Annotated in this window: 16 protein-coding genes and 1 pseudogene; 5 read left to right on the top strand and 12 right to left on the bottom strand. The window is 72.4% G+C overall.

Features of this window, described 5'->3' with window-relative positions; translation table 11 throughout:
• The 3 genes from RM425_RS09295 to RM425_RS09285 all read right to left on the bottom strand — a co-directional run.
• A partial coding sequence (locus RM425_RS09295) for a hypothetical protein (RefSeq protein ID WP_449495083.1) occupies positions 1–545 on the bottom strand: 545 nt, incomplete at its 3' end.
• Positions 536–877, bottom strand: coding sequence for an NADH-quinone oxidoreductase subunit A (locus RM425_RS09290; protein WP_311344912.1), 342 nt, complete (start codon positions 875–877; stop codon positions 536–538). The genes RM425_RS09290 and RM425_RS09295, both read right to left, overlap by 10 nt.
• 178 nt (positions 878–1,055) lie before the next feature.
• Positions 1,056–1,433: an ArsR/SmtB family transcription factor gene (locus tag RM425_RS09285; RefSeq protein ID WP_311344911.1), complete on the bottom strand. Its 378-nt coding sequence runs from the start codon at positions 1,431–1,433 to the stop codon at positions 1,056–1,058.
• Positions 1,434–1,551: 118 nt separating this feature from the next.
• Between RM425_RS09285 and RM425_RS09280 the strand changes: the two genes are divergently transcribed.
• Positions 1,552–1,959, top strand: a complete 408-nt coding sequence (locus tag RM425_RS09280; RefSeq protein WP_311344910.1) for a four-helix bundle copper-binding protein — start codon at positions 1,552–1,554, stop codon at positions 1,957–1,959.
• Positions 1,960–2,541: 582 nt separating this feature from the next.
• Positions 2,542–3,120, top strand: a complete 579-nt coding sequence (locus RM425_RS09275; protein WP_311344909.1) for an SCO family protein — start codon at positions 2,542–2,544, stop codon at positions 3,118–3,120.
• Between the two features lie 87 nt (positions 3,121–3,207).
• Here RM425_RS09275 and RM425_RS09270 read toward each other — a convergent pair whose 3' ends face one another.
• Both RM425_RS09270 and RM425_RS09265 read right to left on the bottom strand, forming a co-directional pair.
• The gene (locus RM425_RS09270) at positions 3,208–3,495 is read right to left on the bottom strand and encodes an SHOCT domain-containing protein (protein WP_311344908.1); all 288 of its coding nucleotides are present in this window, start codon (positions 3,493–3,495) and stop codon (positions 3,208–3,210) included.
• An 84-nt stretch (positions 3,496–3,579) separates the two neighbouring features.
• A complete protein-coding gene (locus RM425_RS09265) occupies positions 3,580–3,819 on the bottom strand; it encodes a hypothetical protein (RefSeq protein ID WP_311344907.1) in 240 nt (79 codons plus the stop codon).
• Positions 3,820–3,931: 112 nt separating this feature from the next.
• On the opposite strand from RM425_RS09265, the gene RM425_RS09260 reads away from it, so the two are divergent.
• Entirely contained in the window at positions 3,932–4,888 is a 957-nt protein-coding gene (locus RM425_RS09260; protein WP_311344906.1) for an alpha/beta fold hydrolase, read from the top strand.
• A gap of 6 nt (positions 4,889–4,894) precedes the next feature.
• On the opposite strand, the gene RM425_RS09255 is transcribed toward RM425_RS09260, so the two are convergent.
• From RM425_RS09255 to merA, 5 genes are all read right to left on the bottom strand, one after another.
• The gene (locus RM425_RS09255; protein ID WP_311344905.1) at positions 4,895–5,482 is read right to left on the bottom strand and encodes a TlpA family protein disulfide reductase; all 588 of its coding nucleotides are present in this window, start codon (positions 5,480–5,482) and stop codon (positions 4,895–4,897) included.
• A complete protein-coding gene (locus tag RM425_RS09250) occupies positions 5,482–6,351 on the bottom strand; it encodes a F510_1955 family glycosylhydrolase (RefSeq protein WP_311344904.1) in 870 nt (289 codons plus the stop codon). The genes RM425_RS09255 and RM425_RS09250 overlap by 1 nt, the downstream gene beginning before the upstream one ends.
• 154 nt (positions 6,352–6,505) lie before the next feature.
• On the bottom strand, positions 6,506–7,465 hold the full coding sequence (locus tag RM425_RS09245; RefSeq protein ID WP_311344903.1) for a M56 family metallopeptidase: 960 nt from the start codon (positions 7,463–7,465) through the stop codon (positions 6,506–6,508).
• Positions 7,462–7,830 (bottom strand): BlaI/MecI/CopY family transcriptional regulator, encoded by a 369-nt coding sequence (locus RM425_RS09240; RefSeq protein WP_311344902.1) that lies wholly within the window; start codon positions 7,828–7,830, stop codon positions 7,462–7,464. Before RM425_RS09240 ends, RM425_RS09245 begins: the two co-directional genes overlap by 4 nt.
• A gap of 448 nt (positions 7,831–8,278) precedes the next feature.
• Complete coding sequence (gene merA / locus RM425_RS09235; protein ID WP_311344901.1) at positions 8,279–9,646, bottom strand: mercury(II) reductase; 1,368 nt, start codon at positions 9,644–9,646, stop codon at positions 8,279–8,281.
• A gap of 86 nt (positions 9,647–9,732) precedes the next feature.
• Here merA and RM425_RS09230 point away from each other — a divergent pair, with 86 nt between their 5' ends.
• A complete protein-coding gene (locus RM425_RS09230; RefSeq protein ID WP_311344900.1) occupies positions 9,733–10,158 on the top strand; it encodes a heavy metal-responsive transcriptional regulator in 426 nt (141 codons plus the stop codon).
• Positions 10,159–10,194: 36 nt separating this feature from the next.
• Here RM425_RS09230 and RM425_RS21645 read toward each other — a convergent pair.
• A pseudogene (locus tag RM425_RS21645) lies at positions 10,195–10,560 on the bottom strand (helix-turn-helix domain-containing protein); the annotation flags it as partial.
• 185 nt (positions 10,561–10,745) lie between these two features.
• Positions 10,746–11,096, bottom strand: coding sequence for a hypothetical protein (locus tag RM425_RS09225; RefSeq protein WP_311344899.1), 351 nt, complete (start codon positions 11,094–11,096; stop codon positions 10,746–10,748).
• A 208-nt stretch (positions 11,097–11,304) separates the two neighbouring features.
• Between RM425_RS09225 and mobF the strand changes: the two genes are divergently transcribed.
• Positions 11,305–16,932 carry a MobF family relaxase gene (mobF, locus tag RM425_RS09220; RefSeq protein ID WP_311344914.1) on the top strand — a complete coding sequence of 1,876 codons (5,628 nt, stop codon included), beginning with the start codon at positions 11,305–11,307 and terminating at the stop codon, positions 16,930–16,932.
• Positions 16,933–17,007 lie beyond the last annotated feature (75 nt).

Below are 17,007 nucleotides of genomic sequence, written 5' to 3'. Positions count from 1 at the left end.
CCGTGGTCCATGCCCTCGTGGCCACTCCCGTGGTCCATGCCCTCGTGGCCACTCCCGTGGTCCATGCCCTCGTGGCCACTCCCGTGGTCCATGCCCTCGTGGCCACTCCCGTGGTCCATGCCCTCGTGGCCACTCCCGTGGTCCATGCCCTCGTCGTCGGCGTGGCCCATTCCCGCGTTCTTGCCGAGCAACGAGGCCGGCGACCGCCGGTCGTCTCCCTTCGTTCCTGATCCGGCCCGCTCGACCAGCGCCGCTCGCCCCTCGTCCAGAGCGACGGCGACGTCACTGGGGCGATGCACGTCCACCCGGTGCCGCGGCTCGGAAACCTGGCTCCACAGCACGTCAACGGCTTCTGCTAGCTCCGATCCGGGTTCGCCAAGGACGACCAACAGATCGGTGTCCGCGGATGACATGGCGCGCCGCCAGCCGCGCCGGTCCAGCTCGGCCTCGACGGACCACCGGAACGTCGTGGCACCCGGGGCATCGACGAGCAGCACCCGCGGCCTCGCCAGCGCCCAGTTCCGCAGTCGGGCGATCAGGTCCATCGCAGCGCACCTTCACGCCAGACGTAGGTGACACCGACGAGCAGAACGGCGAGGAAGCCGAACATCTCGACGACCGCCGCCGCCCCCATGTCCGCGACCACGACCGCCCACGGGTACATGAAGATCATCTCCATGTCGAAGGCCAGGAAGAGGACCGTGACCGCGTACCACCGCGCGTGGTAGCGGGAGACGGCGTGCTGCTGCGGGAGCAGGCCGGACTCGTACGGCAGGACGGCGGCGGGCTCCCGGGCGGTGCGCAACGCCGACGACAGCGCATACAGCCCGACGATCCCGGCCGCGACCACGGCAGCCAGCGACAGCAGCGCAACCATGGCGCCCTCCTCGCCTCGACGGAGATGCCGCTGGGAACGGCCGGTACTGGGCCGGGGAAACGACGGTGATAATCCGGACAACCGTCCGGATGTGGCCGACTGTAGGGGCGGCCGGAGATGTTCGCGCGGCGACGACCGCCCCGCTTCGGCAACCGCGTCAGCCTCGACACACCCAGTGTCAGTCGTCGTCCGGCGCCGCTTCCGAGAGGACGACCAACTGGCGGAGGCAGTGCTCCCGCAGTGGCTCGGGGAAACCCTCTGCCAGGCGGTAGAACACGACGCGCCCCTGCTTCCGGTTGGTCACCAGTCCCGCCGTCCGCAATAACCGGAGCGCGTATCCCACGGCGTCCTCGTTGGCCTCCAGGGCCAGTGCGAGGTCACCGACGCAGAGCTCCTCGACCAGGTCAAGCGCGAACAGGACTCGGGCCCGGGTGGGATCGGCCATCAGGCTCAGCACGCTGGTCAGCTGGGCGGCTTCCTCCCGACTGGGCAGTCGGGCTCGGGCATGCGCGACACGTTCCGGGTCGACCGGATGGGCGTGGCCAGGTTCGGACATCGAGAAACACCTCCAGACCACCCATACCCGTACGGGTCTGCGGGTACCGCCGGCTTCATCGACGCCAGATCCGGGCGACATCCGAGCCGCCCGGCGCCGAGAATCCGAGGAGATAACCATGACCGTGGCAGCCCAGATGCTCGACACCTACCCCAAGGACCTCGGCGGAGTGGACAAGCAGAAGCTCCTCGAGTGCATCGAGGCCTGCTTCGAGTGCGCCCAGGCCTGCACCGCCTGCGCCGACGCCTGCCTCAGCGAGGACAAGGTCGCCGAGCTGACCAAGTGCATTCGCAGCAACACCGACTGCGCCGATATCTGTGGCACGACCGGCCACGTGCTCTCCCGGCACACCGGCTACGACGCCAACCTCACCCGGGCGGTGCTCGAGGCCTGCGCCGCCGCCTGCAAGGCGTGCGGTGACGAATGCGAGAGCCACGCCTCGATGCACGAGCACTGCCGCATTTGCGCCGAGGCTTGCCGTCGCTGTGAGCAGGCCTGCCGAGACCTCATCACGTCGCTGGGCTGACACCGTCCGTTGATCCGCAGCCCCGACCAGCTGCCGGACGCCCAGCCAAGGATATGCGGGTTGGGCGCCCGGCCCCGATGTCTCATGAGTCATCGGAGTCGGGCCGACTACGCAGATCCCCCAGCACCGAGAGCCGCCGCCTTCTGGCGTAAGTGCATCCGACGGATAGAGGCCGCGGGGAGCGCGGGGGGCGGCACAAGGAGCCGCACTCCGCGGCCCCGAGCATGATCAAGTAGCCGCCAACGTCGGGCAGGTGGCCGGCCCCGGCCCCGTGACACCTGCGCCCTCGTGCCCACCAGCGATCTGCCATCCGGGCGGGCCGGCCAAGCCCGCGCGGTCGACCGAGTCGGCCGTGGTCTACGAGGCGAGATAGTAGAGTGGCGCCGGTGCCGAACCCGGCCAGCCAGTAGCTCAGGAGGTTCTGTGCGAGGAGTCCCAGGCCGAGCCGCCCTCGGCTCTGCCGTTCTGGTTGGCGGGCTACTACTGACCGGCTGCGGCCAGGGCGCGACGGGAGCGGTCGAGGCCTTGCCGGCGGGCGGGGCGCGCGTCACGACGCAGGACGACGGCTTCCACGGCACCCTGATGCAGCAGGCCCAGCCCCGTCCGGACCTGACACTGCCCACCACCAGCGGCAAACTATTCGACCTCGGTGACCGCCCGGAGGACGAGATCACGCTGCTCTTTTTCGGCTACACCCACTGCCCGGACCTGTGCCCGACCACGATGGCCGACCTCGCGCTGGCGCGAGACATGCTCGCCCCGGAGATCCGCGACCGGGTGCAGGTGGTGTTCGTGACCGAGGACCCGGCGCGGGACACCCCGGAGGCGCTGCGTGAGTGGCTGGACCGGTTCGATCCGGAGTTCACCGGGCTCATCGGCGGCAACGAGGCCACGGCCGCGGCGCTGCGGGACCTGTACCTGCCCGAGAGCGCGCAGGTGGCCGACCCCTCGACAGCGATCGTCCACCCGCACGAGGCCGACGAGCACGCCGGGGAAGCACACAGGCAGGACGGGGGCGGGCACAGTCACGGGAACTACGGGGTCGACCACGCCGGAGCCGTGTACGCCTGGGGGTTCGGGGGCCGGTCGATCGTCTACACCGGCGGAACCACGCCGGACCAGTACGCCGAGGACCTCACCCGACTGGCCGCCGCCGACTGAGCCGGCCGAACCGGCCCCGGCTCGAACGTGCCGCGCGCGAGTGGACCGCCGCGCCGGCGCGGGCGCACGCCTCGCCGGCCGGTCGGGTCAATCCCCGGACAGGTCGCGCTGCATGCGGAGGTACTCCTCGCGATCGATCTCACCAGCGGCGTAGCGGCGGCGCAGCAGCTCCTGCGCGCTAGCCACCTCGTCGCGCTCGCCAGGCAAACTGGGGGCCATGCCCGGCCGGGCCGGAGAACGGTGCTTGACCAACCAAGTGGCCGCGAGGACCGCGACCACCAGCAGGGCAACGCCAACCAGGGCCCAGAGCAGCATCCAGCCGCCCATCATCCCCATCATCCCGCCGTCCATCATTCCGCCGTCATGGCCCACCATCTACTCCCTCCCTCGAGATGGCAGGGCACCCCTGGGAGTGCCCCGCCACGTGTCGTCGGCCGCTATCTGCGGCCGGTTGACCGATCAGGCGTGATCGGGGGCGCTCTGGTGCATCCGCTCGCACATCTCCGTCATGCCGGGGTTGCCCTCTTGCATGAGCTCGTGCATCTGCGCCATGCCAGGGTTGCCCTGCTCCATGAGCTCGTGCATCGACCCTATTCCAGCGGGCGTCCCGCCCTCGTCGCCGGTGTGGGCCTGGGCCACCCCGGCGGGAACGGCCACTCCCCCTGCGAACAGCGCTGCGACCAGCAGAGACTTCACCATGGCGTGTTCCTCAATCCCGTGTGCGTGTCGATCGACCTCGACTACTATGGTCGATAGTACGCTTCTTTCCGAGGTGCTCGGCCGGCCCATCGCTGCCACCAGGGGATCGGCGGTGACAAGGACGTCTGTTCTGCGCGGCAATCCCGTTCTCGGCAGCGGCACCTTCGGCCTTGTAGCTGCCGGCAGCTGGTGGGCGCTGCGGCATCAGCGGTCGCAGGCTGTGGCCCGGTGGGCTCCGGGCGGGGGCCGGCAGCGCCGGGCCGGGCCGCTGCACGTGCGCGTCTTGGGCTCGGGCGAGCCGGTGGTCCTCCTGCTGCACGGCCTGGCCGGGGCGGGGAACGGCTTCGGCGCCGCCTACGACAACCTCGCCGAAGCAGCGACCGTGGTCGTCCCCGACCTGCTCGGCTTCGGCGGATCGATGGACGTGACCGGACCGACAGACGCACGGGCCCACATCGCGGCCCTGGACGCCGCGCTGACCGCTCTCGGCCTGCAGGACCGGCCCACCATCGTGGCCGGGCACTCAATGGGCGGCATCCTCTCGATCCGCTGGGCCGCTGCGCACAGCCACCGGGTGAAGGCGGTGCTCACCTTCGGAGCGCCGCTGTACCGCAACCGGGCCGAGGCCGACGCGCACATCGGCGCGATCGGGCCGATGGAGGCCTTGCTCGCCGGTGACGGACCCCTGCCGCGCGCCGCCTGTGCCTGGATGTGCCGGCACCGCAGCACGGCCGCCTGGCTCGCCGTCGCCTACCGCCCAGATCTCCCCGTCCCGGTGGCCCGGTCAGGGGTCAAGCACACCTGGGACACCTACTCCGGCGCGATGGAAGGACTCATCCGCGACGACGGCTGGCTTCCGGCCCTCGATGCTCTCGATCGGATCCCGCTGACGCTCGCGGCGGGCGCGTGCGATCCCGTGCCGGTAGCCGGGCGAGCTGCCGAGCTGGCCCGCGCCCGACCTGCTCTGCGGTCCGTCGTCCACCCACAGGCCGACCACGAGCTCCCGCTAACCCACCCGGGCTGGTGCCGGCAGCTGATTTCGGAGGCGTTGACGACCGAGCCACGCTGAGGACGCTCAGGCGTCCCCGGAGCGGAGGAGGTCATCGATCAGGCCCTGCAGCTCCTCGGAGGTCAGCTCGCCGACCGCCCGGTCGACGACGCGGCCGTCGGCGTCCAGTGCCAGGGTCACTGGCAGTCCCCGGATCCCCAGCTCCTGCAGCAGTTCGCCGTCGGCGTCGACGGCGTGCGGGTAGTCGATGCCGTGCTCGTCGAGGAACCAGCGGGCGGCCTCGGGATCGTCCTGCACATCCACACCCAGGAACCGCACCTGCTCGCCGTGGCGGGCGTGGGCCTCCTGCAGCAGCGGCATCTCCTCCCGGCACGGGCCGCACCAGGTCGCCCACAGGTTGACCAGGGTCGGGCGGCCGGTGAGCCGGTCCAGCGCCACGTCCGGGCCCGGACCCAGGCAGGGCAGGGTGAGCCGCGGCAGGGCGTCCGCGCCGGCCGGCAAGGTGTCCTCGGGCAGCTGTTCGCAGGCCGGTGCCGGCGGAGCCGCCTCGGCGGTCGCGGGCCCAGTCCTCGCAGCGGTCACGTTCGGCTCGGCGGTGGCGCAGCCAGCCAGCAGGGCGGCCGTGAGCAGCCCGCCGACCAGCCGCACCGGCATCAGGACTCCCGGTACAGCTCGGTGAAGGTCTCCCCACCGTCGGTGGAGGCCTGGACCGCGCCGTCGATGGCGACGTAGACGTCGTCCCCCTCCACGGTCAGCGCTTCTGGCGCGCCACCGGCGCTGCCGCGCTCGGTCCAGGTCCGTCCGCCGTCGGTGCTCACGAATGCCGTCCCGTCCGGAGCCACCCCGGCTGCCGTGCCACCGTCGGCCGCGATGTCCACCAGGACCAGCCGGGGGGCGCCGGCGACGGCGGTGAAGTCCTTTCCGGCGTCGTCGCTGACCACCAGGCCGGCCTCGGTGGTGGCCAGCACCCGTTGCGGGTCGGTGGGGTCGGCTGCCAGGTCGGCGATGCGCATGTCCCCGCGGTCGGCCCACTCGACGCCGTCCTCGCTGACCAGCAACCGGCCACCGCTGTAGCCGTAGATCATGTCGCCCGCGGCGTCCAAGGCGTGGAAGTCGGCTTCCCCTTCCAACGACAGCGTCTCCCAGGTCTGCCCACCGTCGGTGCTCTCGATCAGGCCCAGGTTGCCCGGGCCGTCCTGGCCCTCGCCGGGGTGGCCGCTGGCCAGATAGTGCTCAGGGCCGACGACGGTGAAGCCCATGAAGTCCTGCACCCGGTCGGCGATGCGGGTCAGCTCCCCGTCCGGCGTGATGCGCACCAGCCCGTAGTGGGTGCCGGCGTACAGGGTGTCGTCGGCCGGGTCGACGCCCAGTCCGTGCACGTGCTCGAGGGTGACGTCGTCCGGGTGGGGATGGGTGCCGTCGTCGTGACTGTGCGTCTCGCCGTCGGCCCCGGCCTGGCCGCCGGCAGTCGCGTCAGTGCCGCACCCGGCGAGGAGCAGCGCTCCGGCCGCGGCGGCGCCCACCAGCACCCGCCGTCGCCGCGGACCGACCGCCCCGGAGGCGGGCCCAGCGGATCGGGTGGATCGGGACGGCAGGACGGACGGTGACATGAGCTCCCCACAGAGACCAGACGGACGTACTACTACAGATAGTAGACGCTTCGGGCGGCGGCGGAGCTCAGCTCCAGTCGGCGCCGGGGAGAACGCACAGCCCGCTGGAGACCGCGGACACCAGGGGCCAGGTAGCCAGCGCCACCGGCCCGGCCACCACCAGCACCGCCGACGTGGCGGCGACCATGCGCTGCGCGGCGCCGAGAGGGGCGGCCGGCCGCAGCAGCCGGGCCACGCGGAGCACGCCCGCTCCCTGCGCGGCGGCCAGCGCCGGGGCAGGGGCGCGCATGCCGGCGAGGGTCACCAGGGCGGAGGCGACCTCCACCCGGTTCACCCGCCGGGCGGCGGCGTCGTCGGCCAGCAGCTCGACCAGCCGCTCGATCTCCGCCCGGCTTCGGGAGAAGAGGGGCATTCCGGGGAAGGCCCGGTCCAGGATCCGGGCGGCGCCGACGGCCAGGTGGTGGCGGCCGCGCAGATGGGCTCGCTCGTGGGCCAGCACGGCGGCGAGCTCGTCGGCGGAGAGCGTGTGGAGGGCTGCAGTGGTCACCACGACCGTGCGGAGCCGTCCGGGCAGGCAGAAGGCGGCCGCGTGGTCGGAGTCCAGCAGCACTGCCCCGAGCGACTGCTCGGGGCGGGCACCGGCCAGGATCGTCGCGCGCAGCCGGCGCCGCTCCCGCTGGTCGCGCAGGCGGGTGCGGACGGCGACCCAGCTCAGGCGCAGGAGCACCCCGCCCGACAGCAGGACGCCGGCGAGCACGGCGGCCAATTGCCCGGGCGAGCCGTAGACGGCGGCGATGGTCGCCGCGCAGGCGTCGAGGATCGATGCCAGGCCGTCGGCCACCGCACCGGCCGGCACCAGCAGCGCCAGGCCCGCGAGCACCACGGACACCAGCACGCCGGCAGACGCCGCCTGCCAGGCGGCGACCGCCAGCCGCGGCGAGCGATCGGTCCAGCCTGCGCCGATCGCCCGCGGAGCCAGCACCACCAGCGCCGCGGCGAAGGCCAGCAGCGCGACGGTGGTGGTCACGGCGTCTGCGCCTGCCGGGCCGATTCCACCGCGGTCCGCAGGCTGGCCACTGCGTCGGCGTCGAGGTCGGCGACGAAGTGCATGAGCACCTCATCGCGATCCCCGGCCGCACTCAGCACGTCCTGGAGCATCGCCGCTGAGTGCTCCGCGCGGGTCCGGGTGGGGCGGTACCGCCAGGCCCGGCCTTCCATCTCGCGGCTGAGCGCGCCCTTGCGGTGCAGGTTGTCCAGCACCGTCATCACGGTCGTGTACGCCAGCGGGCGGGACGCGGTCAGCTCACCGAGCACATCGCGGACGGTCGCCGGCGCTCCGCGCTGCCACAGCACCTCCATGACGACAGCTTCCAGGTCACCGAACGGCCGCACTCGCCATCTCCTCATCCCCTCCGCGCCACTGCGCGACCCGGTCACCTCCAGCAACCCACCGGCCCGCGGCGCAGCTTTCCGCCACAGTACTAGCAGCGGTAGTGGTCCGATCGTCCCAGCGCGGCCCCGGTGCAGCCGGTACCTGCGGGCGGTCGGCGGCCCCATCCGACTCGATCACCAGGAGGACCACTCGCACGGTGATCAGCAGCGCTGACCACAGCTACAGCTGAGTCAAACCGGAGCACCGCTTCCGGGATGACCCGGACCTCCTCGATGAGGCACCGCGCGTATCCACTGAGCACCACGGAGCCCCGAAGACGTGCATCGGTACCGACCGGGTCCGCAGCGCCCACAGCAGTCCACCCATGCGCAAGCGCGATGGCGGCTTCTTACAGCGCTCTCGGTGCACCGTCACGAGGGTGGGCATCCCAAGCACGACGCCTCCACCTCATGCGCAGCAGCTGGTCGGCTTGTCGGTGCGGAACAGTCCGGCGGCAATGCGCAGCGCCTCGCTCATCGTGAGGTACGGCGCCCACGTGTCGGCCAGATCGTCGACGGTCAACCCGAACTTGATCGCGTAGGTGGCGGCCAGCATCACGTCACCGGCGCCGTCGAGCGCGGCGTGCACGCCCAGCACCTGCCCAGTGTCGGCGTCGATGACCAGCTTAAGGGCGCCGCGGGTGTCCCGGTTGGCCAGCGCCCGCGGGATGTCCTGCGCGTCGAGCACCCGGCAGTCGCAAGCGTGACCGCGCGCCAGCGCCTGCTCCTCGGTGAGGCCGGCGCCGCCCAGCTGCGGCGTCGTGAACGTCACCCCGGGCAATCCGCGGTAGTCCACGGTTGTCGGCGCACCAAGCGCTCCTGCGGCAGCGGCGTGCCCGGTCTGCGCGGCGACGTAGACGTACTGCGGCGCTCGGGACACGTCACCGGCAGCGAAGATCCGCGGATTCGTGGTGCGCTGATGGGCGTCGACCACGACGAAGCCCCGCTCATCGGTCTTCACCCCCGCCGCCTCCAGACTCAGGTCGCCGGTGTGGGCGTACCGGCCGGTGGCCACCAGAAGACGCTGCCCTTTCGCCTCCCGACCGCCGCTTGTCGTGACCACGACGCCGTCGGCGCTGCCGGCCACGGCCACCCCGCGCTCCTCGACCACGGTGATGCCGTCGTCGGCGAACACCTCGCGCAAGACCGCGGCGATCTCGGGCTCCGTGTGCGGCGCCAACCGGCCCACGACGGTGACGTGCACGCCCAGGTGCGCGAAGAGCTGCGCCTGCTCCAGCCCGACGTAGCCGCCGCCCAGCACGACCAGCGACTCCGGCAGCCGGGTCAGCTCCATCGCCGAGGTGGAAGTCAAGTAGTCGACGCGGGCCAGGCCGGGCAGGTCGGGGATGTGCGGGGCCGCGCCGGTGGCCACCACGTACGCAGGCGCCACCAGTGGCTGCCCGTCGACCTCGAGGGTCTGCTCGTCAACGAACCGCGCGTGCCCGTACCTGACGGGGAAACCGTGCGCCTCGGCGACGTCGGCGTACTTGACCTGCCGCAGCCGGTCGATGAGCTCCTGCTTCTGCTCGATCAGTGCGGCCATGTCCACGTCGCCGGCGCCGGTCGGTACGGCCGGGAACGGGTTGGCCTCTGCACGGTGCCGCCGGCCGGCGGCGGCGAGCAGGTTCTTGCTCGGCACGCAGCCGATGTTCAGGCAGGTCCCGCCCAGCGGTCCATGCTCGACCAGCACGGCGGACCTGCCGCGCGAGCGCGCCTCGATGCCCGCGGCCATCGCCGCCCCGCCGGTTCCGATGACGACCAGATCGACTGCGTCCACGTGCCGCTCCTCCGCTTGGCTCGATGACCTGGTAGCCGACGCTAGGGCTTCCACTGCGCTGGAAGGTCAAGTCGTAGGGTGCGCCGGTGCGTATCGGCCAGCTCGCCGCCCGAACCGGGCTGACGACGAAGACGATCCGGTTCTACGAATCCGCCGGCGTGCTTCCCGCACCGGCTCGGTGTCCCTCCGGCTACCGCGACTATGACGAGGGGGCCGTCGACCGGTTGGCATTCGTCAAGGCGGCCCAAGCCGCCGGGCTCAGCCTGGCCGAGATCCGCGAAATCATCACGGTCCGGGCGAGCAGTGGAGCTCCGTGCCAGCACGTCCTCGCCCTGCTGGACAACCACGCCGCCGACCTCGACCGGCGCATCGCCGAGCTGACCGGGTTACGCGCGGACGTCGAGCGGCTCCGCTCCCGGGCGGGCACCCTGGACCCGGCCACGTGCGACCCCGCTGTGGTCTGCCAGGTGATACCGGCCGACGTCGTTGCGCGGCACGTGCCCACCACCTGACGCCGGGTCACGCGTCCTGGCGCCGGCAGGGATGCCGAGAGCGCGGGACACCCGGTTCAGCGCCGTCAGGTCGTGCCGGTGGCCCCGGCCCTGCTCGATGCGCTGGCAAGTCATGATCGGCATGCCTGTCAGCTGGGCCAGTTGCTGCAGGGACAGGCCGCGGGCCAAGCGCAGCACCCGCGGCGTCGGGCGAGCCGGATCGACGTCGTACAGAACGACTGGGTCAACGCCGAGGGCGGCTGCCAGCCGCGGCACGTACCCCGCCTGCGGTGCGTGCGCGCCCCGCTCCCAGTCCCTGATGCGGTCGGCCGAGCGCGCGCCGGCCCGCTGGGCGAGATCTTCGCGGGTCAACCCGGCGGCGAGCCGAGCTTGCCGCAGGAGGTCGCCGCAGAAGTGCCCCACCGGCGCATCGTGACACCGGCCGTGGGTTCATCACGACCGGTTCGTCCCAGTCCTCGACCTCGCTGACGCCGCGCCTGCTCGCTCCATGGCTCCGGTGGCGGCTCGCGAGTCCTCGACCGCCGCCGGCAAGACCAGTGGAGTCACCTCGGCTGCCTCTGGGTCACGGGCCGGCTCGGCTGCGCCGATCAGGAACTTTCCGTCGCCACCGGTCTCGCCGGAGTGGCCGCTGGCCGTTCGGTCATCTTCGTCAGCCGCCGCACCTCGGCGGTATCCAGTTCCAGCAGCGCGGCCGCCCGCTCGGCCGAGACATCCTCGGCCAGGAGTGCGCGCAGCGTCTCGCCGAGCGTCGCCGTCGCCGCCTGCAGCCCCTGCTCGGCCTCGCGTCGCACCTCCAGGGCCACCAGCGCCTCAGCCGTCGCCTCCTCGACCCGGCGGTCCTGTTCATCGCGGGCGGCGTCCAGGGCCCGTCGTCGCTCCCGCGCCTTGGTCAGCGCCGCCACCTGCCGACTCACCGTTCTGACCACCGCTTCCTCCACTCGCTCAGCTCACCGACCGCCGGATCGTCACACGCCCTCATGACACGGCTCCCAGCCCGAGCGTCACCCCAGCAGGCCGACGTCTGGAGCCGGCGTCACCCCGACCCCTCCGACCCGACACACCTCATGCATCACGGCCCGGACCGCCCCTTGTCGATGCGCCGCCGCGCCGGAGCGTGGCAGAGGTGCTCGCGATTGTCGGGTCGTGATGACGCTGCACAAGCTCACCGCGGGGGACGGATACACGTATCTGACCCGCCAGGTCGCAGCGCACGACGCCACCACCCGCGGGTTCGACAACCTGGGCGACTACTACAGCGAGAAGGGCGAAGCGCCGGGCGTCTGGATGGGACGCGGGCTTGCCGCCGTGCCCGATTTTCCGGTCGGTGACCGGGTCACCCAGGCGCAGATGGTCGCGCTGTTCGGAGAGGGACGGCACCCGAACGCCGACCAGATCGAGCGCGACGCGCAGCTAGCCGGGAAGAACCCCCAGCAGGTCGATCAGGCCAGCCGCCTGGGCGCGCCCTACCGCATCCACGAGCAGGCCAACATGTTCCACCGCCGCTCGGCAGGGGCATTCCGCGACCACAACACCGCGCTCGGCCTGCCCGCCGACACCCCCGTGCCGGCCGAGGAACGAGCCCGCATCCGCACCGAGCTGGCCTCGGCGATGTTCGCCGAGGCCTACAGCCGTCCGCCGGCCGACGCCCGCGAGCTGTCCGGTTATCTGGCTCACATCTCCCGCCAGGCCACCACCGCAGTCGCTGGCTACGACCTGACGTTCAGCCCGGTCAAGAGCGTCTCCACGCTGTGGGCCATCGCCCCGCCAGAGATCGCATCCGTCATCGAGCAGGCGCACGCCGACGCGGTGGCAGACACCCTGACCTGGTTGGAGGACCACGCCGCCTACACCCGCACGGGCCGCAACGGAGTGGCGCAGGTGGAGGTACGCGGGCTCATCGCGGCGGCGTTCACCCACCGCGACTCGCGCGCCGGCGACCCGGATCTGCACACCCACGTGGCCGTCAGCAACAAGGTGCAAACCCGCGACGGGCGGTGGCTGGCACTGGACGGTCGGCTGCTCTACAAGAACAACGTCACCGCCTCCGAGCGGTACAACACCCGCCTGCAGGCCCTGCTCACCGAGCGGCTCGGCGTCCGCTTCGCCGACCGTCCCGGCGCCGATCCGAACAAGCGGCCGGTGCGGGAAATCGTCGGCGTCGACGGCGAGCTGCCCCGGCTGTGGTCGTCGCGGCGGGCGTCGATCGACAGCCGCCGCGCGGAGCTGTCCGCGCAGTTCCAGGCCGACCACGGGCGGCCGCCGACGCCGAAAGAGGCCGTGTCCCTGGCGCAACGGGCCAATCTGGAGACCCGGCAGCGCAAGCACCAGCCCCGCTCCAACGCCGAGCAGCGCGCCGCCTGGCGCACCGAGGCGCTGGCGGTGCTGGGCGGGGAGAGCGGCCTGCGCGACTACCTCCGCGGTGCACTCGCCCCCCGCCGCGGACCCGAGGCGAAGCGCCCGACGCGCAGATGGGTCGACCAGACAGCCCAGCACGTGCTGTCGACGGTGCAGAACTCTCGGGCGACCTGGCAGGTGAACCACGTCCGCGCCGAGGCCGAACGGCAGGCCCGCGCCGCCGCGATCCGGCTGACCGACCTCGACGGAGCCATCGACGCCGTCGTCGACCGAGCGCTGTCCCTGTCGACGTCGTTGGGAAGCCGCGAGCCGGTGACCGAGCCTCCGGCGCTGCGCCGCTCGGACGGCAGCTCCGTCTACACCGTGGCCGGCTCGACGCTGTACACCTCGACCGAGATCCTTGCCGCCGAGCGGGCCATCCTCGCCGCGGCCGGACGCCGCGACGGACGCGTGGTGCCGGCCGCGGTCGTCGACGTCGCGCTGCTGGAGTCCACCGCTAACCGGCTTGAGCTCAACCCCGGCCAGGTACAGCTTGTCCGCGAGCTGGCCGCCTCCGGCGCCCGGGTGCAACTCGCGCTGGCCCCGGCAGGCACCGGCAAGACCACCGCCCTTCGGGCGCTGTCCGCGGCATGGCGAGCCGACGGCGGGAACGTCGTCGGCCTTGCTCCCTCGGCCGCTGCGGCCGCAGTGCTGGCTGAGGAGGTCGGCGCCGACACCGACACCCTCGCCAAGCTGATCCACGCACTGGCCACCGGCAACGCCGTCCCGCCTTGGGTCGAGCGCATCGGCCCGGACAGCCTCGTGGTCATCGACGAAGCCGGCATGGCCAGCACTCCCGACCTGGCCCGGGCGATCGCGTTCATCACCGAGGCCGGCGGGTCTGTCCGGCTGATCGGCGACGACCAGCAGCTGGCCGCGATCGGCGCCGGCGGAGTGCTGCGCGACATCGTCGCCACCCACGGTGCGGTCACCCTCTCGCAGGTCCTGCGGTTCACCGACCCCGACACCGGCGCCTCTGACCACGCCGAAGGCGCCGCGTCCCTGGCGCTACGCGACGGCGACCCGGCCGCCCTCGCCTACTACATCGATCACGGACGGGTGCACGTCGGCGACCTGGCCACGGTCACCGACGATGCCTACGCCGCCTGGTCGACCGACCGGGCCGCCGGCCGCGACGCCATCATGCTCGCGCCCACCCGCGAGCTGGTCGCCGAACTGAACAGCCGCGCCCGCCGCGACCGCCTCGCCCAGCAGAACGGCCCGGTCGGCCCCCAGGTCACCCTCGCCGACGCCTCGCAAGCATCCGCCGGCGACGCGGTCATCACCCGCCGCAACGAGCGCACCCTTCCGATCAGCGCCAGCGACTGGGTCAAGAACGGCGACCGGTTCACGGTCACCACCGTCCGCGACACCGGCGCCCTCGACGTCGTCCACCAGCGCACCGGACGGCGCCTCACCCTGCCTTCCGACTACGTCACCGACCACGTCAGCCTCGGCTACGCCACCACCGTGCACGGCGCGCAAGGCCTCACCGCCGACACCTGCTACACCGTCGCCACCGGCGAGGAGTCCCGCCAGCTGCTCTACGTCGCCCTGACCCGCGGCCGGCACGCCAACCACCTCTTCCTTACGACCGCCGGCGACGGCGACCCGCACAGCGTGATCACCCGCGACGCGCTGCTGCCGCCCACCGCCGTCGACGTCTTGACTCGTTCGCTGGCTCGCGACGGCACCCCCACCTCGGCGACCAGCCAGGCCCGTGCGCTGGCCGATCCTGCCGCTCTGCTCGCTTGCGCCGCAGACCGGTACTACGACGCGCTCAACACCGCCGCGGAGGAGCGCCTGGGCCTGGAGGCACTCAAGGCCATCGACGCTGCCGCCGAGGCCGCGATGCCGGGCCTGACCATGCAGGCTGCCTACCCCGTCCTGCGCGCGCACCTGGCGCTGTGCGCCGTTGCCGGCCGCGATGCCTCCGATGTCCTCCGGCAGGCCCTGGCCTCGGATCGACGTCTGGACGACGCCCGCGATGTGGCCGCGGTCCTGGACTGGCGTATCGACCCCACCGGGCGCCACTCGGCCGGGACCGGCCCCCTGCCGTGGCTGCCCGCCCTTCCGAAGACGCTCGGTGACGACCTCGAGTGGGGCCCCTACCTCGCCAACTCCGCCGACCAGGTCAGCTCACCGGCCGCCGACGTCGCCGCCCGTGCGCGCACCTGGACCCCGACCAGCGCCCCCGCGTGGGCGCTTCCGCTCATCGACCGCGATCCCCAGCTGGTCGCCGATCTCGCCGTCTGGCGCACCGCCCACGGCGTTGACGACGCCGACCGCCGTCCCACCGGCCCGGCGCTGCCGCGCGCCGCTGAAGCCCGGGCCCAGCGGGCGCTTGACGACCGCGTCACGCGGCTGCTCGGCGACGGGCACGCGCTCACCGCGCGCTGGGCACCGCTCGTCGACAGCATCGACCCACGCATCGCTGGCGACCCCTACTGGCCGGTCCTGGCCGAGCGGCTTGCCGCCGCCGACCGCGCCGGCATCGACATCACCGCGCTCACCCGAGCCGTCGCCGCCGAACGTCCCCTGCCGGACGAGCAGCCGGCCGCCGCGCTGTGGTGGCGGCTGTGCCGGCACCTCTCCCCCGCCACGATGAACGCCACCGACTCCTCCGTCCCCGAGACGCTGCGCCCGGACTGGACCCCGGCTATGGCCACCGTCCTCGGCCGTGAAGCAGCCGAGCGGGTAGTCGCCGACCCTGCCTGGCCCGCGCTGGTCGCCGCCGTCACCGCTGCCCGCCACGCCGGCTGGCAGCCCGACCAGGTGCTGTCCACGGCCGATGACCTGCTGCGCGCCGGTCATCCCGACGACGACCAACTGCGCCCGGATGAGCTGGCCACCGCCCTGGTGTGGCGGATCCGCGTGCTCACCGACCCAGCGTCCGCCGCACGCGCACACGCGCCGACGGTGCCGACCGACCTCGAACGGCTGCCCACTTCAGACGGAGTTGCCGACGACGACTGGCTGGCCAGCCTCGTCGAACCCAACGACACCGATCTCCTCCATGAGGACCTGGACGGCAACGACCCGGCCACTGCCGAACGACTCTTCTCGACAGGAGACGAACGCCGAGACGCCGACGCCGGTCGCCGAGCCGCTGCCGACCGGACTGACGAAGAAGAAGTTCGCGTCGACCGGGACCGTCTCCTGGCGCTCAACCAGCAGGCCGCCGACTTCTTCACAGCCCACTTCCGCGGCTCCTGGGCACCGGCCTACCTCGCCAACCGGCTCGGCACCGACCTTGCCGACGACGAGCGGTTCACCATCGGCTACGCCCCCGACAGCTGGACCGCGCTGACCAGGCATCTGCGCCACCTCGGCGCCACCGACGCGGAGATCGTCGACGCCGGCCTCGGCAGCTACGCCTCCACCGGCCGGGTCATCGACCGCTTCCGCGACCGGCTCCTCTTCGCCATCCGCGATGGCGACGAGGTCCACGGCTGGATCGGCCGCCGCAGCCCCGACCACGACGAGGACGGGGACCACGCCGTCCCCAAGTACCTCAACACCGCGGAGACCGAGCTGTTTACCAAGGGCCACGAGCTGTACGGCATGACCGAAGGAGCCGCTGAACTGGCCGCCGGCGCCGTCCCGGTCATCGTTGAGGGCCCCCTCGACGCGCTGGCAGTCACCCTCGCCGGCGACGGCGACCACGTCGGCATCGCCCCACTGGGCACCGCCTTCACCGACGCACAGGCCGAGGCGCTACGCCCATTCATCGGCAACGAGAAGCCCGGGATCATCGTCGCCACCGACGCCGACCGGGCCGGACAGCAGGCCGCCCAGCGCATCTTCTGGCAGCTCACCGCCCGTGGCGACGATCCCCGCCACCTCGCCATCCCGACCGGCAAGGACCCCGCTGAGCTGCTGCAGACGGCGGGCGCCGCCGCTCTGCGTCAGGCCCTCGCGGACTCCCCCAGCCTGGCCAGCGCAGTCATCGACGCCCGCGTCGCCGTCTACGCCGACCGGCTGGACACCGTCGAAGGCCAGGTGCACGCCGCTCGCCGCGCCGCCGAGGTCATCGCCGCCGTCCCGTCTACGAGTTGGCCGGCGCACCTCACCCACGTGGTGGCCCGCACGGGCATCGCACCCGAAATCGCACTGTCCGAAGCCTTCGACGCCGCTCAAGGAGAGACGAAGACCTCCCACATACGGGCAATGATTGGAGAAAGTCTTCGACCGTCCCAACCGGGACCGGACCTCGGGACTGGCCCCTACGCCCCCATCGCCGCGCTGTGCGCGACCAAGCAAGGCCCACATGACCCCACCGATGACCCCACCGACACCCTTCAAGCTGCTCAGCGCGCCGCGTCAGCGTCGCGCCATACACGCCCCGCGCCTCGACCGCGGTCAAGCCAGCGGTTGTGACGTCGAACGGGCGCCCCCCCGGGCGCGCCGCACCCCCTGCGACCCGACCTCCCGGCGGCCTGTCGGGATGACGAC

Origin of the sequence: Blastococcus goldschmidtiae (assembly GCF_031845325.1) — a bacterium.
Classification (GTDB): Bacteria; Actinomycetota; Actinomycetes; order Mycobacteriales; family Geodermatophilaceae; genus Blastococcus; species Blastococcus goldschmidtiae.
This window is presented reverse-complemented; position numbering and strand designations above follow the sequence as displayed.